This is a genomic window from Mesorhizobium sp. WSM4828, assembly GCF_055811175.1.
Genome location: NZ_JBVVQK010000006.1, coordinates 210,547 through 228,787 on the forward strand (window position 1 = coordinate 210,547; position 18,241 = coordinate 228,787).

The 18,241-nt window shown below is 62.1% G+C and carries 21 protein-coding genes and 1 tRNA gene; 11 read left to right on the top strand and 11 right to left on the bottom strand.

The window, feature by feature from the left end; genetic code table 11:
- Window positions 1-95: 95 nt before the first annotated feature.
- On the bottom strand, window positions 96-572 hold the full coding sequence (locus AC0L2X_RS09985; RefSeq protein WP_473599700.1) for an EF-hand domain-containing protein: 477 nt from the start codon (window positions 570-572) through the stop codon (window positions 96-98).
- A 16-nt stretch (window positions 573-588) separates the two neighbouring features.
- On the opposite strand from AC0L2X_RS09985, the gene AC0L2X_RS09990 reads away from it, so the two are divergent.
- Window positions 589-1,008 carry a DUF3606 domain-containing protein gene (locus tag AC0L2X_RS09990; protein ID WP_473599701.1) on the top strand — a complete coding sequence of 140 codons (420 nt, stop codon included), beginning with the start codon at window positions 589-591 and terminating at the stop codon, window positions 1,006-1,008.
- A gap of 32 nt (window positions 1,009-1,040) precedes the next feature.
- Here AC0L2X_RS09990 and AC0L2X_RS09995 read toward each other — a convergent pair whose 3' ends face one another.
- Both AC0L2X_RS09995 and AC0L2X_RS10000 read right to left on the bottom strand, forming a co-directional pair.
- Window positions 1,041-1,589 (bottom strand): DNA-3-methyladenine glycosylase, encoded by a 549-nt coding sequence (locus AC0L2X_RS09995; RefSeq protein WP_473599702.1) that lies wholly within the window; start codon window positions 1,587-1,589, stop codon window positions 1,041-1,043.
- A 95-nt stretch (window positions 1,590-1,684) separates the two neighbouring features.
- Window positions 1,685-2,014 (bottom strand): hypothetical protein, encoded by a 330-nt coding sequence (locus AC0L2X_RS10000; protein WP_473599703.1) that lies wholly within the window; start codon window positions 2,012-2,014, stop codon window positions 1,685-1,687.
- Between the two features lie 200 nt (window positions 2,015-2,214).
- Here AC0L2X_RS10000 and AC0L2X_RS10005 point away from each other — a divergent pair, with 200 nt between their 5' ends.
- Window positions 2,215-2,733 carry a metallophosphoesterase family protein gene (locus AC0L2X_RS10005; protein ID WP_473599745.1) on the top strand — a complete coding sequence of 173 codons (519 nt, stop codon included), beginning with the start codon at window positions 2,215-2,217 and terminating at the stop codon, window positions 2,731-2,733.
- 72 nt (window positions 2,734-2,805) lie between these two features.
- Window positions 2,806-3,120 carry a hypothetical protein gene (locus AC0L2X_RS10010; RefSeq protein WP_473599704.1) on the top strand — a complete coding sequence of 105 codons (315 nt, stop codon included), beginning with the start codon at window positions 2,806-2,808 and terminating at the stop codon, window positions 3,118-3,120.
- Between the two features lie 108 nt (window positions 3,121-3,228).
- On the opposite strand, the gene AC0L2X_RS10015 is transcribed toward AC0L2X_RS10010, so the two are convergent.
- The 4 genes from AC0L2X_RS10015 to AC0L2X_RS10030 form a co-directional block, all read right to left on the bottom strand.
- A complete protein-coding gene (locus AC0L2X_RS10015) occupies window positions 3,229-3,462 on the bottom strand; it encodes a hypothetical protein (protein ID WP_352492179.1) in 234 nt (77 codons plus the stop codon).
- 38 nt (window positions 3,463-3,500) lie between these two features.
- On the bottom strand, window positions 3,501-3,710 hold the full coding sequence (locus AC0L2X_RS10020; RefSeq protein WP_473599705.1) for a hypothetical protein: 210 nt from the start codon (window positions 3,708-3,710) through the stop codon (window positions 3,501-3,503).
- 289 nt (window positions 3,711-3,999) lie between these two features.
- The gene (locus AC0L2X_RS10025; protein ID WP_473599706.1) at window positions 4,000-4,989 is read right to left on the bottom strand and encodes a DUF2332 domain-containing protein; all 990 of its coding nucleotides are present in this window, start codon (window positions 4,987-4,989) and stop codon (window positions 4,000-4,002) included.
- Between the two features lie 205 nt (window positions 4,990-5,194).
- The gene (locus AC0L2X_RS10030) at window positions 5,195-5,410 is read right to left on the bottom strand and encodes a hypothetical protein (RefSeq protein ID WP_473599707.1); all 216 of its coding nucleotides are present in this window, start codon (window positions 5,408-5,410) and stop codon (window positions 5,195-5,197) included.
- Window positions 5,411-5,609: 199 nt separating this feature from the next.
- On the opposite strand from AC0L2X_RS10030, the gene AC0L2X_RS10035 reads away from it, so the two are divergent.
- From AC0L2X_RS10035 to AC0L2X_RS10050, 4 genes are read left to right on the top strand one after another with little or no spacing between them, the layout of a single operon-like run.
- Window positions 5,610-7,124, top strand: coding sequence for a type I restriction-modification system subunit M (locus AC0L2X_RS10035; protein ID WP_473599708.1), 1,515 nt, complete (start codon window positions 5,610-5,612; stop codon window positions 7,122-7,124).
- Window positions 7,114-8,343: a restriction endonuclease subunit S gene (locus AC0L2X_RS10040; RefSeq protein ID WP_473599709.1), complete on the top strand. Its 1,230-nt coding sequence runs from the start codon at window positions 7,114-7,116 to the stop codon at window positions 8,341-8,343. The genes AC0L2X_RS10035 and AC0L2X_RS10040 overlap by 11 nt, the downstream gene beginning before the upstream one ends.
- Entirely contained in the window at window positions 8,340-11,642 is a 3,303-nt protein-coding gene (locus tag AC0L2X_RS10045) for a type I restriction endonuclease subunit R (RefSeq protein WP_473599710.1), read from the top strand. The genes AC0L2X_RS10040 and AC0L2X_RS10045 overlap by 4 nt, the downstream gene beginning before the upstream one ends.
- Window positions 11,629-12,372: a M48 family metallopeptidase gene (locus AC0L2X_RS10050; protein ID WP_473599711.1), complete on the top strand. Its 744-nt coding sequence runs from the start codon at window positions 11,629-11,631 to the stop codon at window positions 12,370-12,372. Before AC0L2X_RS10045 ends, AC0L2X_RS10050 begins: the two co-directional genes overlap by 14 nt.
- Before the next feature lie 75 nt (window positions 12,373-12,447).
- On the opposite strand, the gene AC0L2X_RS10055 is transcribed toward AC0L2X_RS10050, so the two are convergent.
- Both AC0L2X_RS10055 and AC0L2X_RS10060 read right to left on the bottom strand, forming a co-directional pair.
- Window positions 12,448-12,524 (bottom strand) — tRNA-Arg (locus tag AC0L2X_RS10055).
- Between the two features lie 154 nt (window positions 12,525-12,678).
- Window positions 12,679-13,599 carry a zinc-binding dehydrogenase gene (locus AC0L2X_RS10060; protein WP_473599712.1) on the bottom strand — a complete coding sequence of 307 codons (921 nt, stop codon included), beginning with the start codon at window positions 13,597-13,599 and terminating at the stop codon, window positions 12,679-12,681.
- 199 nt (window positions 13,600-13,798) lie between these two features.
- On the opposite strand from AC0L2X_RS10060, the gene AC0L2X_RS10065 reads away from it, so the two are divergent.
- The gene (locus tag AC0L2X_RS10065) at window positions 13,799-14,605 is read left to right on the top strand and encodes an AraC family transcriptional regulator (protein ID WP_473599713.1); all 807 of its coding nucleotides are present in this window, start codon (window positions 13,799-13,801) and stop codon (window positions 14,603-14,605) included.
- A 37-nt stretch (window positions 14,606-14,642) separates the two neighbouring features.
- Here AC0L2X_RS10065 and AC0L2X_RS10070 read toward each other — a convergent pair whose 3' ends face one another.
- Window positions 14,643-15,533 (bottom strand): D-alanyl-D-alanine carboxypeptidase family protein, encoded by an 891-nt coding sequence (locus AC0L2X_RS10070; protein ID WP_473599714.1) that lies wholly within the window; start codon window positions 15,531-15,533, stop codon window positions 14,643-14,645.
- A 223-nt stretch (window positions 15,534-15,756) separates the two neighbouring features.
- Between AC0L2X_RS10070 and AC0L2X_RS10075 the strand changes: the two genes are divergently transcribed.
- Window positions 15,757-16,863 (top strand): hypothetical protein, encoded by a 1,107-nt coding sequence (locus tag AC0L2X_RS10075; RefSeq protein ID WP_473599715.1) that lies wholly within the window; start codon window positions 15,757-15,759, stop codon window positions 16,861-16,863.
- A 289-nt stretch (window positions 16,864-17,152) separates the two neighbouring features.
- Window positions 17,153-17,773, top strand: a complete 621-nt coding sequence (locus tag AC0L2X_RS10080) for a nucleoside triphosphate hydrolase (protein ID WP_473599716.1) — start codon at window positions 17,153-17,155, stop codon at window positions 17,771-17,773.
- 43 nt (window positions 17,774-17,816) lie between these two features.
- Here AC0L2X_RS10080 and AC0L2X_RS10085 read toward each other — a convergent pair whose 3' ends face one another.
- Window positions 17,817-18,113, bottom strand: coding sequence for a hypothetical protein (locus AC0L2X_RS10085; protein ID WP_473599717.1), 297 nt, complete (start codon window positions 18,111-18,113; stop codon window positions 17,817-17,819).
- Here AC0L2X_RS10085 and AC0L2X_RS10090 point away from each other — a divergent pair.
- Window positions 18,100-18,225 carry a hypothetical protein gene (locus AC0L2X_RS10090; RefSeq protein ID WP_352911920.1) on the top strand — a complete coding sequence of 42 codons (126 nt, stop codon included), beginning with the start codon at window positions 18,100-18,102 and terminating at the stop codon, window positions 18,223-18,225. The two genes, AC0L2X_RS10085 and AC0L2X_RS10090, sit on opposite strands and share 14 nt — an antisense overlap.
- Window positions 18,226-18,241 lie beyond the last annotated feature (16 nt).

Genomic DNA, 18,241 nt, shown 5'->3' on the forward strand with positions numbered 1-18,241 from the left:
TGGCAGTCTGGTATCAAGCTGCCAGAGCTTTCATCCTTCGCGGCCAACGTAGCTCGCGCTGCCCCAGATAAGTCTCCTGCCGACCGGCAGGAGACTTACTCCTGATCCTCGGCGTCTGCTCCGTGGAAGAAGGATCGGATTTCCTGCATGTCGACGCTGCCGTCACCGTCCTCATCGACGGCGTTGAATATCCGCCCGACGAAATCCTGGACTTCGCTTTGAGAAAGCGCGCCATCGCCGTCCGCATCTACTATGGCGAACATCATTCGCATCCTCGCGCCATGCATCCCGCCGCCGCGCCCTCCCATCGCCCAATCTCTGTGAGGCGGGCCCATCCTGTAGTCGCGATGCCAGTGACCTCGCCGTTCTCCCCGGGGCGCGCGATCTTCTTGCATTCTCTCGTCCAGCATCTCGGTCATCATCTGGCGCATCATGTCGCGCATGGCGTCCTGCCCGTTCACATTCCCGGGTGCCGGTGCCGGCGCTGCGGGCGGGCTTGTCTGGCCGAATGCCGGCGCGGCCAACATGGCCAGCGCCGCTGCAATTACAGTGGTTTTGCTTGCGAGCGTCATCGTAATCTCCATCGGTATGAATTGGTGGCTGCTGCATCCAAGCCAAACCGGCTGCTCGCCTCATGGTTCCTGGTCAGTCGCCACGATGGCGCAAAAGTCCGCCTGGTCGCGGCAACGAAAGCCGCTTGCCCACGTTGCCATTGATGCGAAGCTCCACCAGGAGGAAAAAATGGCTGACGATAAGAGCAAGCGAGATTTCCGCGACCGCGATCGCGTTGCTGCGGAAGACGACCGCGAGGTCGAGTATTTTGCCCAACAGAACGGCATCACCGCCGATCAGGTCCGCCAGCTGATCAAGAGCTTCGGCAATGATCGCGGGCGCCTGATCGAAGCCGCGAAGGCGTTGCGAGGGATTTCACCTGCCGGAGCTGACGAGGTGACCAGCGAAGCCCGCCAACAGAGAACGCCTATGCATCTCGGCAAACCCGACGAGTGATGCCAGGCAGCTACTCTGCCGCTGCCGCAGCGTCAGAACTTGCGGCTCAAATAATCCGAGCCGCGCAGGCCGAACCGCCACTCTGCATCGACAGCCTTGGAAATGCCGATCCGGCGGCCTGTAAGAATGGCGCCGGCGTCGCCCGGCCGCCTGAATTCGAATGGCGGCACGTCCAGCGGCAGCCCGTCATGGGATTTGTCGATTGCCAGCGCCTGGCAAAGGCGACCCGGTCCCGAACAAAGCAGCCGAGGATCGTCAACGCCGCGATTGGCTCGCATCACTTCCAGCCCGGATTGCGGTTCGATTGCGCGGATAAGCACGGCACTGCCGGGCAGGCAGACGGCATTGAGGCACCAGTGCAGGCCATAGGAGCGATAGACATAAGTGCTGCCCGGGGCGCCGAACATGGCGCCGTTGCGCACCGTCCTGCCACCGAAAGCATGCGAAGCCGGGTCATCCGGGCGATACGCCTCGGTCTCGACGATGATGCCGCCGACGCCGTGCAAGAGCAGCGTGGCGCCAATCATGTCGCGCGCCACGATGGTGGCGTCACGGGCAAAGAATTGATGGGTCGTGGTCAATGTGCAGCAGACTCGTTCACGCCTGAACCTGGCGCGTCGGCAAGTTCCCGGACCGGGCACAAAATGTCCAGCCACTGCTCTCGGAAGGTCGGTATTCAGCGCAGCATGGCTGCGCCGATGAAAACCGCTGCCGCCAGCACGACGATGGCGGCAATCACCAGCACCGGCCCGTATCTGCGCGGTTGGATGTCGTGCTCATCCTGCAGCGGGCGCATCGCATTGGCATAGCTCGCCTGGTTGGTGAACTCCGGCGTTTCATTGCGTGGAGACGGATCTCTTGCCGGAGCGTTGCCGGCGGATTCCGCGTCCGTTTCCATGGGAGCCGCAGCCGGATCGATGCCCGGTGTCTTGTCCCCTTCGCGCCCGGCGTCGATATCGCCCCGCGCCTGAGCCGGGCTTCGCCCAAGAGGTGCTGCGTCGGTCATCGTCGAGGTCCTTTCAGAGCATCGGCGTCAAGCATCCTAACCTGCGTCTCATTTCAAAGTTCCCCCGTTTCAAAGTTCCGGCGAGCGGAAACCGCTTGCCTGCTTACAGGAACAACCGGCGATCGAGCGGGTTGAGCAAGCATCGGGACGAGCAAGATGGACTTGGTGCGCCACGCGCCCAGATCGACAGGCTCCAGCGCATGATCTACTTCACCGCCGACACGCATTTCAGCGACCCGCGCATTTTGCGCATCGACCGCCGCCCGTTCGGCTCGCTGGAGGAACATGACCGGGCGCTCATTGCGTTCTGGAACGAGACTGTCGGGCCGGACGACGAGGTCTGGCACCTCGGCGATTTTACCAGGGGATCGGCCGCATTCGTGTCGTCGCTGCTGTCGTCTCTTCATGGCAGCAAGCATCTGGTCATAGGCAACAACGATGCTGCGGCCACCATCGATGCCACGGGTTGGGCGAGCACGCAACACTACAAGGAGCTGACGCTCGACGGCAGCCTGCTGATCCTTTGCCACTACCCTTTTCGCACCTGGAACCAGATCGGCAGGAAATCGATCGATCTGCATGGCCATTCCCACGGCCGGCTCACCCCGGTCACGCGTCAGTATGACGTCGGCGTCGACAACTGGGATTTTCGTCCGGTCACACTGACCACCATCCTTGCCAGCCGAGGCCGAAGGGCGGCTCGGAAAAAACCTGGCTGAAGGCGGCTGGCCGCTACCGGAACCTCTGCGCAGCTGAGGCGTTCGAAATTGCAAGGCGCAGAGGCAAACGCAATGGCTCAGAAGATCACGACAGGCGCGAACGACCGGCCGCGCAATGAAACCATCGGCCAATCCGGCGAAGGCCTGCCGGACGACAGCAGCCAGCCGCTCGAGATCGACGAAGGCTGGGTCGCCCGGCTGAGAAACAAGCTGCAGGGCAAGCCCCGCCAAGCCGCTCAAACTAACCCGGACGAGGTTCCCGCAGGCATTCCCGGCGCCGGCGAGAACATCTGCCGCCGCTGTGCAGGGTCAGGCATGATCGACGGCCGAACCTGCCCCGAATGTGGCGGAACCGGCAAGGTGACGACACCGATCGGCGGAGGCTGAGCAATTCGAGGAAACGTGTGAAACGGTTTTCCGTCCGGATTTGCGTCAAAAACAAAGGGATAGACCGATTCTGCGTTTCCGTGAAACGATGAACCGGTCCAGCGCCGGTCAGATCGCCGGCACCCACTTCCAGAACACGCCCTCCTTGCGTTCGGGATAGTGCTTGAACTCGCATTCGAAGCGCCAACCGTAGTTCTTGGCCGCGGCAAGCGCTTCCTTGCTGACCGGGTTCATGCCGGTTCCCGGCGCAAACCAGTCCTCCAGCAAGTCATCGGGGATATAGGCGCCGATCCTCAGTGGCAGCTGTTCGAGGACGGCATCCATTTCAGGTGGTGCAGGCACGGGGCGCTCCCTTCGAAACCTACCCGCGAAGAAGTCGTTCAACGCCAGGCGGGTTCATTCTTCTGTTCATAGTCCTGGAAAGCCTTCTGGAGGCCGCCGATCACCTCGGCAGACGTCTCGAACATCGCCTTCAGCTGCGGCTCATCGACCTTCTCGATGTCCTCGCGAAGGTGCTGCTTCACCTCCTCCAACTTTTTCCGCATTTTGTGCGTGTGGTGGCGCGGATCGCGGTCGGCAGCGCTTGTCATGATCAATCTCCAATTTGGTTCTCTGGAGAACTCGGCCTGGGCTCTGAGGATCGCCAGGCGGGGTTTGCAGCGTAAACGGCTTGCCGATAGCTGTGGTTCCCGACTGTGGAGCGTCTTAGTACCCCTCAGCGCGCCGTTCTCTTTCTCAGCCGTCAGGTAGAGGCGGCGACTGGGCAAGCCGGAGAGGTCGCTTCCAACGAATTCCAGACGCGAGTAGTCCAAACGCGCATAGATGAAACTGAGAACTGATGGCGTCTCTGGCCAAGGGTAGTAATCCACCACCTCTAGCCTACGCCTCGTCCGCGATCCATTCGAGCGAGGCGCCATGCGGGTCTGTCCAAGCTATAGGGGAGCCGTTCGCAGATAGGAGGAAGCGGCCGGGCGGCCAGCTTGTTCCGGCGCGTGTGGCGATGGACGGGAAGACGCGAGGGAACTCGTTCGATACCCAATAAGGCGAGAGACGCATCGCCTGCTCGGCGAAAGCTTCTCTGTCACCAGGGTCGGAGACATAGTCGAGGACGGCTGTGTGAAAGATGACGAGTGTAGCGTCCTTTGGCGCTTCGTTGCAGAGTTGCACGAGGTCGCTCCCGCGCAGGTCGCCCTTCACCACCCGAGGCTTGACCGTGGCAGCGATCTTCAGGGCCGCCCGCAGATTGGCGAGCCGTGCTGTCTGTTCCGGCCAGACCAGTGTCTCAAGCCATGCGACTTGCGAGTCGTCCGAAGCATCTATCGGGCTCAGGTCCAATCCCGCCCGCCAGACGACTTGCGGCAAGGCCGTCGGCAATGGCGTTGTTTCGCTGGCGAGGCATCGGAAGACAGGCGGCTCCAAGGCCATCGCGGGTGCGCGGATCACCTTGCGTCCGTAGTCATAGCCATAGAGGTCGGGCATGAGGCAGAGCCCTGCGGAGGTCCCGACCTCGATGAGGGCCAGCGGCTGCGGCAAATGCGCCAGCACGGGGAGCAGCGTGGCGCATCTTCCCGGCTCGTTGGTTTGCGTTGAGCGCTCGAGCATGAGCGAGCGGATAGCGTCGGGATTAGCCTGAAGCGCCTGGCGAAGCTCGGTCCACCCTGTCGGCGTGCCGAACAGGTGACGCACCGCTGCAAGTAGAAGATTCGGTTGCCGCTTTAGGTCCGGAAGGGTCGACAGGAAACCGAGCGCCTCCCGGTTCCCAGCGACTGCCCGAGCCAACTCCTCGTAGAGCGGCGAGCGACCGCGAGCTTCCGTATCGGCGAAGCGAATATATCGGGCTGAGATCTCGGCCAAGCCCTCCTCGTCCATATCCGCTGATCCTCGGTCCCGACGTCTCATCACAGTACACGATCCACGGATCTGATTGGAGCCAGGCCCGGCGTTTTTTACACAGGCTTGACCGGCGGAGGCTGAGCAATTCCAGGAAAAGTGTGAAACGGTTTTCCGTCCGCAATTGCGTCAAGGATAGACCGGTTCTGCGTTTCCGTGAAACGATGAACCGTTCCAGCGCCGGTCAGATCGCCGGCACCCACTTCCAGAACACGCCCTCCTTGCGTTCGGGGTAGTGCTTGAACTCGCATTCGAAGCGCCAACCGTAATTCTTGGCGGCGGCGAGCGCTTCCTTGCTGACCGGGTTCATGCCAGTTCCCGGCGCGAACCAGTCCTCCAGCAAGTCATCGGGGATATAGGCGCCGATCCTCAACGGCAGCTGTTCGAGGACGACATCCATTTCGGGTGTGCAGGCACGGGGGCGCTCCCTTCGAGAGCTATCAACGAACAAGTCATTCGAGGCGGATTGGGTTCCAGACTTGCAAACACCTTCATTTTTTGCCTTCCCAACCGGTCCAGCCTTAAAGAATGCGCGGTGCATTTGAGATTGCAAAGCCAGCGCTGGGCTGATGTATTCCACCGATTCGATAGGGGGCATCATGGCAGCGGGTCGCGTAACACAGGCGGAAATCAACAAGGCTGCGTGGGCTGCCTGCGACACCTTCAGAGGCACGGTCGACGCCTCGGTCTACAAGGACTACGTGCTGACCATGCTGTTCCTGAAATACATCTCCGATGTGTGGAAGGACCACTACGAGAACTACCGCAAAGAGCACGGCGACCATCCCGACCTCATCGAGGCGCTGATGAAGAATGAGCAGTTCGTGCTGCCCAAGGGCGCGAGCTTCTATGACCTCCATCGCGACCGCCACAAGGCCGGCAATGGCGAGCGCATCGACAAGGCCCTTCACGCTATCGAGGAGGCGAACGGCAACAAGCTGCGCGACGTGTTCCAGGACATTTCCTTCAACGCCAATAAGCTGGGCGACGAGGAGCAGAAGAACGACATCCTGCGCATGCTCCTGGAGGACTTTGCCAAGGACAGCCTGGACCTCAGGCCAAGCCGGGTTGGAAGTCTCGACATCATTGGCGGCGCTTACGAATACCTCATCTCGCGTTTCGCCGCCTCGGCCGGCAAGAAGGCCGGCGAGTTCTATACGCCCGCCGAGGTCTCCACCTTGATGGCGCGGCTAGTCGAGCCCCAGGAAGGCGACGACATCTGCGATCCGACATGCGGCTCGGGTTCGCTGCTGATGAAATGCGGCCAGGAGATCACCCGGCACACCGGCTCAAGGAAATACGCGCTCTACGGCCAGGAGGCGATCGGCTCCACCTGGGCACTGGCCAAGATGAACATGTTCCTGCATGGCGAGACCAATCACCAGATCGAATGGGGCGACACGATCGGCAACCCGAAGCTGCGCACGGCGGAAGACCGGCTCCGCCATTTCGATGTCGTCGTCGCTAATCCGCCCTTTAGCCTCGACAAATGGGGATCGGAGAAGGCCGCTAATGACCGCTTCGGGCGCTTCCGCCGTGGCCTGCCGCCGAAGACCAAGGGCGATTATGCCTTCATCCTGCACATGATCGAGACCATGAAGCCAAAGACCGGCCGCATGGCGGTCGTCGTGCCGCATGGCGTTCTCTTCCGGGGATCGAGCGAGGGCGAAATCCGCCGCAAGCTCATTGAGGAGAACCTTCTCGATACCGTCATCGGCCTGCCTGAAAAGCTGTTCTTCGGCACCGGCATTCCCGCCGCCATCCTGGTCTTTCGGAAGCGCAAGACGGACGACACGGTGCTCTTCATCGACGCCAGCCGCGATTATGAGGCGGACACCAACCAGAACAGGTTGCGGCAGGGAGACGTTGCCAAGACCGTCGAGACGTATCGGGCGCGGAAGACGGTGCCGAAATATGCTCATCTAGTGAATCTGAAGGAGATCGCCGAGAACGACTTCAATCTTAACGTTCCCCGCTATGTCGACACCTTCGAGGAGGAAGAAGAAATCGACCTGATGGCGGCGCGGGCGGAGCGCTTGGCGCTGAAGGCGCAGATGGAAGAGCTTGAGATCCGAATGGATGGGTATCTTCGGGAGCTTGGCTATGGTGCCTGAGGGGTGGACAATTCAACCCTTGGCGAAAGCGGTCGGGGAGAAGGGGGCGACAATAGGAGGACCATTTGGGTCTGACCTAACGCAACAGGATTACGTTCCGGCTGGAGTCCCAGTGATCCGAATCAGCAATCAAGAAGGCCCCAAAATTGGCGGCGAATTCGTTTACGTTTCGGCACAAAAGGCGGATCGTCTCAGCAAGAATCTAGCTTATGCATCAGATATAGTCGTCGCCCAGCGAGGAAGTTCCACGGGGAAAGTCTCCAGAATTTTAGCCAACGGCGGCTTCGAAAGATACGTAATCTGTCAAAGCCAGATGGCCATTCGACCCGATGTCGAAGCCGTTGATCCCGATTATCTGTTTCAGTTCATGTTGTCCGACCTCTTTGCCAGGCACGTGGAGGCAGAACTCATCCAAACCGGACAACCGCACATCAATCTGGGAATTCTTCGAGAGGCGCCCACGCCCCTTCCTCCCCTCCCCGAACAGAAGAAGATCGCCGAAATCCTCTCGACTTGGGATTTAGCCATAGAGACGACCGCGAAGCTGCTCGCCAATGCGAAGACGCAGAAGCAAGCCCTCATACTGGAATTGCTCACTGGGAAACGGCGGTTGAGGGGGTTTACGGCGCCATGGATGGAAAAGCCTTTGGCCGATATTGTTACGCGCATCCGGCGCAGGACGGATGGCGGAAACCATCCGATCCTGACAATCTCTTCGACATCGGGCTTTGTCAGGCAAGACCAGAAATATAGTAGGTATATGGCCGGCAAGAGTGTCGAAAACTACATACTCCTCCGCAGAGGAGAGTTCGCCTACAACAAAGGCAATTCGAAGTCTTTTGAGTTCGGTTGCGTTTTCGATTTGGAGAGCTTTCAAACTGGCCTTGTCCCTCATGTCTATGTCTGCTTTCGCTTAAAGGAAGGTCTTAGCCATCGGTTCTTCAAGGCGCTCTTCGCGGCTGACTACCTTAGGCCGCAACTTGGTCGGTTGGTGAATACGGGCGTCCGCAACAACGGTCTCTTGAATATCAGCCCAACCCAGTTCTTAAGCACATTGGTCCCAGTTCCGTCTGTTTCAGAGCAGGAGGTGCTGGGAGAAACATTAGAGGCCGCCTCAGCAACCGTATCCCGGTATCAGGGCGAGCTGGATATGCTTAGGAACGAAAAGTCTGCCCTCATGCAGCAACTGCTGACTGGCAAGAGACGGGTGCGGGCGTGAACGCCCCCGAGCGCCCACAAACTGGCGAGGAAACTCAGGCCAAGGTTCCGGCGCTTGCCCTTCTGATGAAACTCGGCTGGAGCTATCTGTCGCCGGCCAAATCTCTTGTTCTGCGCGGCAGCGAGCGGGCGTTGCTGCTCGAAGGCGTATTGCGCGACCATCTTTCCACATGGCGCTTTGCCTATCGCGGGGCGAGCCATCCGCTTTCCGCCAGCGGCATTGCACAGGTACTAAAGGTGCTTAACGACACCGGCCTCAACGAAGGCCTGACACCGGCCAACGAGCGAGTCTGGAAGCATCTCACCCTTGGCGTCACCGTGTCCGAGTTCATGCCGGACGGACACAAGCATTCCGTAACCGTGCCTCTGATCGACTTCGCAAGCCCTTCAGCGAACTGCCTCCAAGTCACCGAGGAGCTTTCCGTCGAACGCGAGGGCGGCCATGGTCGCTACCGGCCCGACATCGTACTTTATGTCAACGGCATCCTGCTCGCCGTCATCGAAGCCAAGCGCCCGACTGGCAGCCACGCCGAAAAGCTGATGCTGACAGAAGGCGTCTCGCAGCATTTGCGCAACCAGAAGTCGGACGGCATTCCGGCCCTCTATGCCTATGCCCAGCTCCTGCTCTCTATCTCAGGACAGGACGGCAAATACGCTACCACCGAGACCCCGGCCAAATTCTGGTCGATGTGGCGCGAAGAGGAGATTTCAGCCGCCGCCATCGACGCGACGGTCAACGTCGGGCTGACAACGCAGCAGCGTTCCGCCCTGTTTGCCGAGCGCCCGGTACATGTTCGCGCCTTCTTCGATGGCCTGTGGTCGAAGCCTGTCGCCGCGACCGGACAAGATAGGCTCATAATCTCCCTCTTGCGACCCGACCGCCTGCTGGAGTTCATCCGCTACTACCTCCTCTTCGACCGCAAGCTCGGCAAGATCGCCGCCCGCTATCCCCAGGTCTTCGGCATCAAATCGATGCTGGCGCGGATGGAGAAGCGCAACCGCGAGGGCGGGCGCGAGGGCGGTATCATCTGGCACACCACCGGGTCGGGCAAGTCCTTCACCATGGTCTTTCTCTTGAAGGCGCTGCTGATCCACGACGCCTTGGCCCGCTGCCGCATCATCGTCATCACCGATCGGGTCGACCTGGAGCGGCAACTGTCGACCACCTTCATAGCGGGCGGCGCTTTCGGCTCTGCGGTGGCGACGAAGAAGGACGGCGAGAACGCCAAAGCCTCTTCAGGTCGCGACCTGGCGCGGCGCATAGGCTCCGGCACCGAGCGCATCATGTTTACACTGCTGCAAAAATTCAATTCGGCGACACGGTTCAAGGAGTGCCACAACGCATCCGAAGACCTCATCGTGCTGGTCGACGAGGGGCATCGCAGCCATGGCGGCGAGAACCACGAGCGAATGCGCAAGGCACTGCCCAACGCTGCCTTCATCGCTTTCACCGGCACGCCGTTGCTGAAGGACGACAAGACGCAGAACAAGTTCGGGCCGATCCTTCACGCCTACACAATGCAGCGGGCGGTGGAGGATGGGACGGTCACCCCACTGCTTTATGAGGAGCGCCGGCCGGTGGTCGACGTGAATGCCGAGGCGATCGACAAATGGTTCGACAAGATCACCACGGGCCTTTCCGACAAGCAGCAATCCGACCTGAAGAAGAAGTTCGCCACCCGTGGCATCGTCTATCGCGCCGGCAACCGCATCGACCTCATCGCCTGGGACATCGCCACGCACTTCTCGCAGAACTTCAAGGAGCTTGGCACCGGGCTGAAGGCGCAGCTGGCGACCGACAGCAAGCTCTCCGCAATCCGCTACAAGCAGGCCCTCGACGCCACGGGTCTTGTCACTAGCGCCGTCATCATCTCACCGCCCGATACCCGCGAAGGCCATGAGGACACCGACGAGGCGAAGACCCCGGAAGTTCAGAAATGGTGGACGGCCAATGTCGGCAACGACCCGGAAGGATACGAGCGGCGCGTCATCGAGGATTTCGCTACACCAGGCAGGCCCGACATCCTCATCGTCGTCGACAAGCTGCTGACCGGTTTCGACGAGCCGCGCAACGCGGTGCTCTACATCGACAAATACCTGAAGGAGCACAATCTGCTCCAGGCCATCGCGCGGGTGAACCGGCTGCATGAGGCCAAGCAATTCGGTTTCCTGATCGACTATCGCGGCATCCTGACCGAACTCGACACGTCGCTGAAGGACTACCAGGACCTTGCCGAGCGCACCCAGGGCGGCTACGACATCGAGGACATCGAGGGCACCTTCGCCAGCGTCTCGACCGAGTACAAGCGCCTGCCGGGCCTCCATGCCTCGTTGTGGGCAATCTTCACAACCGTCAAGAACAAGGGCGACCGCGAGCAGTTCCGTCTGGTGCTGACCCCGGATTCGATCCTTGGCGAAGGCGGCGCGAGCTACGATCGGAACCAGAAGGTGCGCGAGGATTTCTATGCCGCGCTGACCGAGTTCGGCATGTGCTTGAAGCTCGCCCTTTCCTCACGCGCCTTCTTCGAGGACGGCTCTTTCAGCGAGGCGACGATTGCCGATTACAAAAAGGATCTGAAGTTCTTCATTGAACTGCGCCTCCAGGCCAAACAGGATGCGATGGAGACCGTCGACTTTTCAGCCTATGAGGAGCAGATACGCAAGCTGGTCGACAAGCAGGTTGTCGGCGTCGAGATCAAGGAGTCGGAAGGCGTCATCGACCTCACCGGCTTCACGGAAAACAAGCAGGCCGGCTATGACGCCTCCGCCTGGAGCGACGACAAGGCCCGTGCCGAAACCGATGTCATCAAGACCCGGCTGACCAAAACCATTGAGCAGACGCTGGCCGATGACCCCTATGCCCAAGCGGTCTTTTCCGACCTGCTGCGCCAGGCGATCAAGGAAGCGGAATCCCTTTTCGATCACCCGCACAAGCAATACATCCTGTTCAAGGACCTAGAGGAAAAGGCGCGGATGCGAGCCAATCCCCATGTCCCTGACCGCTTCCCGGACAATCCTCATGCGCAGGCCTATTTCGGTCTGTTTCCGATCGTCCTGGGGGAGGTATCCGCGCGGGATCGTGGCGAGGACTGGCTAGTCGCCGAGGCCTTCCACATCGATGGGATCGTGAGCAATGCGGTGGCGACGTTCTCGATCAACCCGGCCAACATCGAGGCCGACATCAGGACCAGGCTCCTGCCGCGCTATTTCAAGGCGCTGGGAGGGCTGGACAGGGCCCAGACGCTGGTGGACCGCATCGTCGAGATCGTTCGCCTGGGAGCCTCCCGTGGCACTTTCTGAGCGCAACATGTCGACGCTGCGTTATGGCGACGAGAGCATCGCCTATACCGTTCGGGTCAACCCGGCGCGGCATGAGCGCATTGCCATCCACGTTCATGCCGATGGTGCCGTCGAGGTCGAGGCCCCCGAGGACACAAGCGAGGAAGCCATTCGCAAGGCGGTGATGAAACGTGCCCGCTGGATTCTCCAGCACGTCACCGATGCCCGCAAGCGCTTCGAGCATGTGCTGCCACGGCAATATGTCAGCGGAGAGCAGGCGCTCTATCTGGGCCGCCGCTATGTCCTGAAGATCATGCAGGTCACCAAGGCCGAGCGGTCCATCAAGCTGAAGCGTGGCCTACTTGTCGTCGCCAGCGACAACACTGACAAGGCGGCGCTCCGGGCTCGCCTGCGGGCTTGGTATCGCGTCAAGGCGCGGGACTATTTCGCCGGCCGCATTGAGACGATTTCAAAGGCGTTGCCCTGGGTCCAGGAGCCGCCGCCTTTCCGGCTGCTCGACATGAAGCGGCAATGGGGAAGCTGTGCGACGGGCGGCTCGGTCACGCTTAATCCGTTCCTGGTCAAGGCCCCGCGCGAGGCGGTCGATTACGTCATCACCCACGAGCTTTGCCACCTCAGGGAGCACAATCACAGCCCCGAGTTCTTCCGCCTTCTCACGCGCTCGATGCCGGGCTGGGAGGCCATTAAATCGCGCCTCGACCACAGCGCAGAGATCATCCTGAACGACTGAGGGTGTGTCAGAGTGTCAGAGTGGCTGTCGAGCAGAAACCGTAACCCATGCGTCTGGGCCGTACACTTTGAGATTTGGCGCACCCGACAGGATTCGAACCTGTGACCTCTGCCTTCGGAGGGCAGCGCTCTATCCAGCTGAGCTACGGGTGCCTTCAGGATCGGTGATCCCAAAAACGAACCAGCCGGTAAACCGGCCAGCCACGGCTTCTTAGCGGAAGCAGGCGCCGGCTTCAACGGGCAATCGCGGGCGGGCCCAACTTGCCGTAGCAGCCCTGGGGGTGCCCCGTCCGGCGGCCGCGCCCACTCATTCGGTCATGGTAAGCACTGCCTTGCCGCTGATGCTGCGCTGCCGCAGCGCGTCGAGGGCCCGGCCGACGTCCCGCCACGGTACGGTCAGGACCACGCGCGTTTCGAGCCGGCCGGCTGCGATCAGCGCGAGCAGCGAGGCGATATCGGCGCCAACCTGCGGACCGGAAGCGTAGTAGGCGAAGGTCTGCAGCCGCGCGCCTTCGTGCCCCGGGACGAACTGGCGGAAGCCGATCGGCGTGAGTTCGCCGCTGCTCGAGCCGAACATGACGACGGTTCCGCCGGGCGCCACCCGTTCGATCGCGTGGGCGAGGCTATTGCCGCCGACCGATTCGGTAATCAGCGAGAACAGTCCGTCGGCGAGCTCGATCGTTTCGACGACCCGCTCGGCTCCGAGGCCGCGGAGATCGTCGGCATGCCGGGCGGCGGCGACCGCGACCACCGGCGCGCCCTGCTGGCGGGCGATCTGGATCTGGAAACGGCCGACCGCGCCGCTTGCGCCGGTAATCAGGATCCGCTGGCCGGCCAGGTCGCCGCCGAGGCGCAGGGTCCGCAGCGCGGTCGTGCCTGCAACCGGAACGGTGGCGGCGGCGACGAAGCTGACCTCGTCCGGCAAGACGGCGAGGTGGTCGGTTGGAACGGCGACCCGTTCTGCCCACCCGGCCTCGTCGACCAGAGCCGCCACCCGGGTGCCGACGGCCGGCCCGGAGCCGTCGGCCGCGGCGCGCTCGACAATTCCGGCGACGTCCTGGCCAGGCACCCAGCCGTCGGGGCGGATCTTTAGCAGGCGCAGTTCGCCGCGGTTCAGCGAGACTGCCCGGACCGAGACCAGCGCCTCGTTTGGGGCGGGCTCGGGCTCACCAAGCTCGGCGAGTTTCAACCCGGTGGTGCTATCGGAAGATGTGATTAAGCCGAGCATGGTTCGTACCTTCCTGCTGCCTAGCGGACGCCAGCCTGTTTTTGGTGCGCCGGGCTTGTTGGTCCGACGTTCAGAACGCGAGCAGGCACTAGAAGCCCGCCTGCCGGCTCCTGTGTTACTCATCCAGCGGCCTAAACTATCGACTTTCCTGTTTGAGTAATTTAGCTATCCTGGCATTTCATCGCTAAAATCGGTCAATATGAGACAGCCCCTCCGTTACCCCTGGCCTTTCGATCCGGATGATGTCCTCGCGCCGGCAATCGCAGTGCGCGTTGACGTTACCGAGACCAGGGCAGAGGCGCCGGACCACAGCCACCGCAAAGGGCAGCTCGTCTTCGCGCTCGGCGGTGGCGTTACATGTCGCGTCCCCAGCGGCCTGTGGATGGTGCCGCCTCATTGCGCGGTGTGGATTCCGGGCCGCATGGAGCACAGCAATATTGCGACCGCCAATGCCCGGATTTTCTTCGTCTATATCGAGCCGGGAGCTGCCGACCTGCCGGACCGGTGCTGCACGCTGTCGATCTCGCCGTTGCTGCGCGAGCTCATCATCGAGCTGGCGGATCGCGGTGAGGACGATGACGCGAGGGGCGAGCTCCTGACCAGGGTACTGCTAACCGAACTGCCGCGCATGCCTGTCCAGCAGCTACATTTGCCGATCTCGTCCGAGCCGCGCTTGAGGCGCATCGCCGCGGCGTTGGCGCAAGATGCTGCCGACCGCAGCACCCTGGCGGAATGGGCCAGTCGCGTTGCGCTCAGCGAGAGCAGTCTCGCACGTCTCGTGGTGAAAGAGACAGGGCTGACCTTCGGGCGCTGGCGCCAGCAATTGCACCTGATCGTCGCATTGCGCGAGCTGGCCTCCGGCGCCAGTGTGCAGCAGGTTTCGGCCGACCTCGGCTATGAATCGGTCACCGCCTTCATCACCATGTTCAAGAAAGCGCTTGGCAAGCCGCCGGCAAAGTATCTCAGCAGTGTCGCGCAAAACGGCGGTTCAGCGTTTGTCGCCTGATGAGCACCCCAATCCGCGCCCACCCGGACGTAAACCGTCACTGCTCCTCGGCATACAGCAGCCGCGTCTTTGCCTCCGAGGTCGGCAACAGGCTGCGCTGGATCAGCGCCTCGACATGGTCGTTGCGCTGGCGCGCGCTGTCGGCACCCATCACCACGATGATCAGCCTGTGCCCGTCCGCATCATAGGAGGTGACGATGTTGAAGCCCGAAGCCCTGATGTAGCCGGTCTTGATGCCGTCGACGCCGCGCACCCGGCCAAGCATGTCGTTGTGGCCGCGCACCAGCCTGCCGCGGAACATGAAGTCGCTTTCGGAAAAATAGTGGAAATGCTGCGGGAAGCGGGCGTGCAGCGCCATGCCGAGCACCGCCATGTCGCGCGCGCTCGTGTGCTGGTCGCCGTCCGGCAGGCCCGAGGCATTGCGGAAAACGGTGCTGCTCATGCCGATCTGGCGCGCCTTGGCGGTCATCATTCCGGCGAACGCCTCTTCGCTGCCGCCGAGATATTCGGCAACGGCGACCGCCACGTCATTGGCCGATTTGACGACGATGGCGCGGATCGCCGAATCGACGTCGATGGTCTCGCCGCGCCTGAACCGCAGCTTGGTCGGCGGCTGCCGGGCGGCGTTGTCCGACACCGGAATTTGCGTCTCCTTGCTGATGCGGCCTGATTCCAGCGCCTCGAACAGAAGATAGAGCGTCATCATCTTGGTCAGTGACGCCGGATAACGCGGCGCCGTCGAATTGACCTCGAACAGCGTCTTGCCGGTGCCGGCATCGATGACCATGGCGGCATATTTCTGCGGCGGCGCCGGCACCGCCAGCACGCTGTCGGGCGGCGTCACCGTCGTGCAGCCGGCGGCAAACAGCAGCAGCGTCAGCACAGCGACGCATTTGTGGATGAACGAAAAGAACCGGAAGGCGGACAAGTCAGTTCCGAAGGCAGGCTGTTTCTGAGACGAGGCGAAGCTATCTTAACGCAAAGGCACAGTCCATTTGGTTAATATCGGTCTGGGCCTGGATTGGTGCCCTGTCCACAGGCCGACGTGGCGCCGTCTGATGCGAATTGCCGGCCACCGCGCTTGCGCAACCGGCGGCGAGTGGGCTTTGCTGGCGCCGCCAGAATCGGGCTGGCAGAATCGGTAGGTGCACATGGATACGGTCACGATCACGGCAAAGGGCATTTCGGTATCGGTCGATCTTGCCGTCGGCCATCTCGCCGATATGACGGTCGAGATCGAAGGCCGTCGGCTGAAGCCGCTGCATCGCGCACCCTGGGTCGACGAGCCGCGCGAGACGCTGCCGAAAGACCTGCCTGAAGGGACGGTCCACCTGTCCGGCGATTTCCTCTGCGCGCCGTTCTCGGTCAGCGACGTCGAAGCGGCACCTTTGCATGGCTGGCCGGCCAACAGTCGCTGGGACGTCGTCGACAGCGCGGCAACGGCCGATGGCTGGCGCGCCGCCTTCCGCCTGCAGCGCCCGGTCATGGGCGCAACCGTCGACAAGATCCTGACCTTGCGCGACGATCATCCCTTTCTCTACCAGGAGCACGTCTTTTCCGGCGGCGCCGGCGCCATTCCCGTCGCCCACCATCCGATGACGGTAATGACGGCCGGCGGCAGGCTGGCCTTCTCGGCGAAGCGCTTTGCCGCGACGCCGAACGAGGCGCTGGAGCCCGATCCGGCGCGCGGCCGTTCGTTGCTTGCCTACCCGGCGCGAACCGCCGACCTGACGCGTTTTCCCGCCGCCGACGGCGGCACGATCGACCTGACCACCTATCGGATGGACCATGAGCGTGAAGACTTCGTCACGCTGGTCGAGGCCGATCATGACGGGCCGGGCTGGACCGCGCTGGCGCGCCAGGCGGAAGCCGATCTCGTGCTGGTGCTGAAGAACCCGGCCGAACTGCCGGTTACCATGCTGTGGGTCAGCAATGGCGGGCGCGATTATGCGCCATGGAGCGGCCGCCACCGCGGCGTGCTCGGCATCGAGGACGGCCGCACGGCCGTCGGCCACGCTGCATCGCTCGGCGACAACTGGCTGAAGCATGAAGGCGTGGCGACCGCCTTTGCGCTTTCTGAAGGGCGCAGCTTTTCGTTCCGCCATGTCATCGGCGCGCTGCCATGGCCATCCAGCGAGCCGCCGCGCGACGTCACGACCTTACCGGGTCGCATGCGCATCCTGGCCGCCGACGACGCCGTGCGCGACGTCGGCTTCGACAGCGATTTCCTGCGGATCGGCCAATCCGTTGCGGCCTGATTGGCGCTTCAGATTGCGGACCGTTTGCGCTGCCCCTCACCTGCCTGCCGGCATCCTCTCCCCGTATAGTGACGGGGAGAGGGGCGCTCTCATCGACGGTTTCGCCAATCACCAGCGTCATAGGAAGGGCGCCAACATTTCGGCCAGCCCTTTCTCCCCGTCACTATACGGGGAGAAATGCCCGGCAGGGCAATGAGGGGCGGCGCGGATGTCGACAATTGGTACGGATTTGAAATTCCCCCGAACTGCCGCCAAGATGGACCCGAAAAATTGTAGCGCGGAATCACTCATGTCAGAGATCGCTCATCTCGCCGCCACCATCTTCAAGCGCGCCAGCAAGGCACCGCGCTTCATCGTTGCCATTGCCGGTCCGCCCGGCGCCGGCAAATCGACATTGTCGGCAGGCTTGCACGATCTGCTGCCGGAAGGCACGGCGGAAGTCGTGCCGATGGACGGCTTCCATTACGACGATGTCGTGCTCGAGCGGCGCGGCCTTCGCGCGCGAAAAGGTGCCCCGGAAACCTTTGATTTTGCCGGCTTCGAAACGCTGCTCAAGCGCATCCGCGCCGGCGAGCCGGATATCGCCATCCCGGTCTTCGACCGCAGCATGGAGCTGTCGCGCGCCGCCGCTGCGATCATCGCCGCCGAGACCAAATTCATCCTGGTCGAAGGCAATTATCTGCTGCTCGACGAAGAGCCATGGACGCGGCTGGCGCCGCTGTTCGATTTCTCGATCTTTGTCGATGTGCCGCGCGCCGAGCTCGAGCGCCGACTGCTGGAGCGATGGCACGAGCACGGCCGGTCCGAAGAGGACGCGCGCGCCTGGATTGCTTCCAACGACATGCCGAACATCGATCGGGTGCTTGCCCGTCGGCGGCCCGCCGACCTGGTGGTCGGTGAACAGGCCTGATCTGTAAGGACTGTTCGGCCGGAACCTTAGCACTTTCAGGCCGTTATCCCGGACACGGCAATCGTGCCGCATGAGGGAACAGTTCGATGGAAACCATGGCAAGAAAGCCTGCGCCCGCCAAGGGCAGGGCAACACGATCAAAAGCCACTCGAGCGAAAACCGGCGCCGGCCCGGCAGCGGCGGCCCGCTCCAAGGAGGCGGCAAAGCCCAGCTTTGGCAAGGCAGCGCCGAAAAAGGTGATGCCTGCTGCGAGCAAGGCCGCAACTCCCAAAGCCGCCAGCCCTAAAAAGCCGGCAAGCAGCAGAGGATCGATCGCAGGCAGCGCAATGCGCACCGTCAAAACGACGGCCAACGTCGCCGCCGGTGCCGTGCTAGCGACCGCCAAAGGTGCGGCCTCGCTTGCCGCTTCCGTAGTCGGCAAGAGCTCGAAACGCCGGACCAAGGCAAAATAGCCGGTCCAGTCAGGCT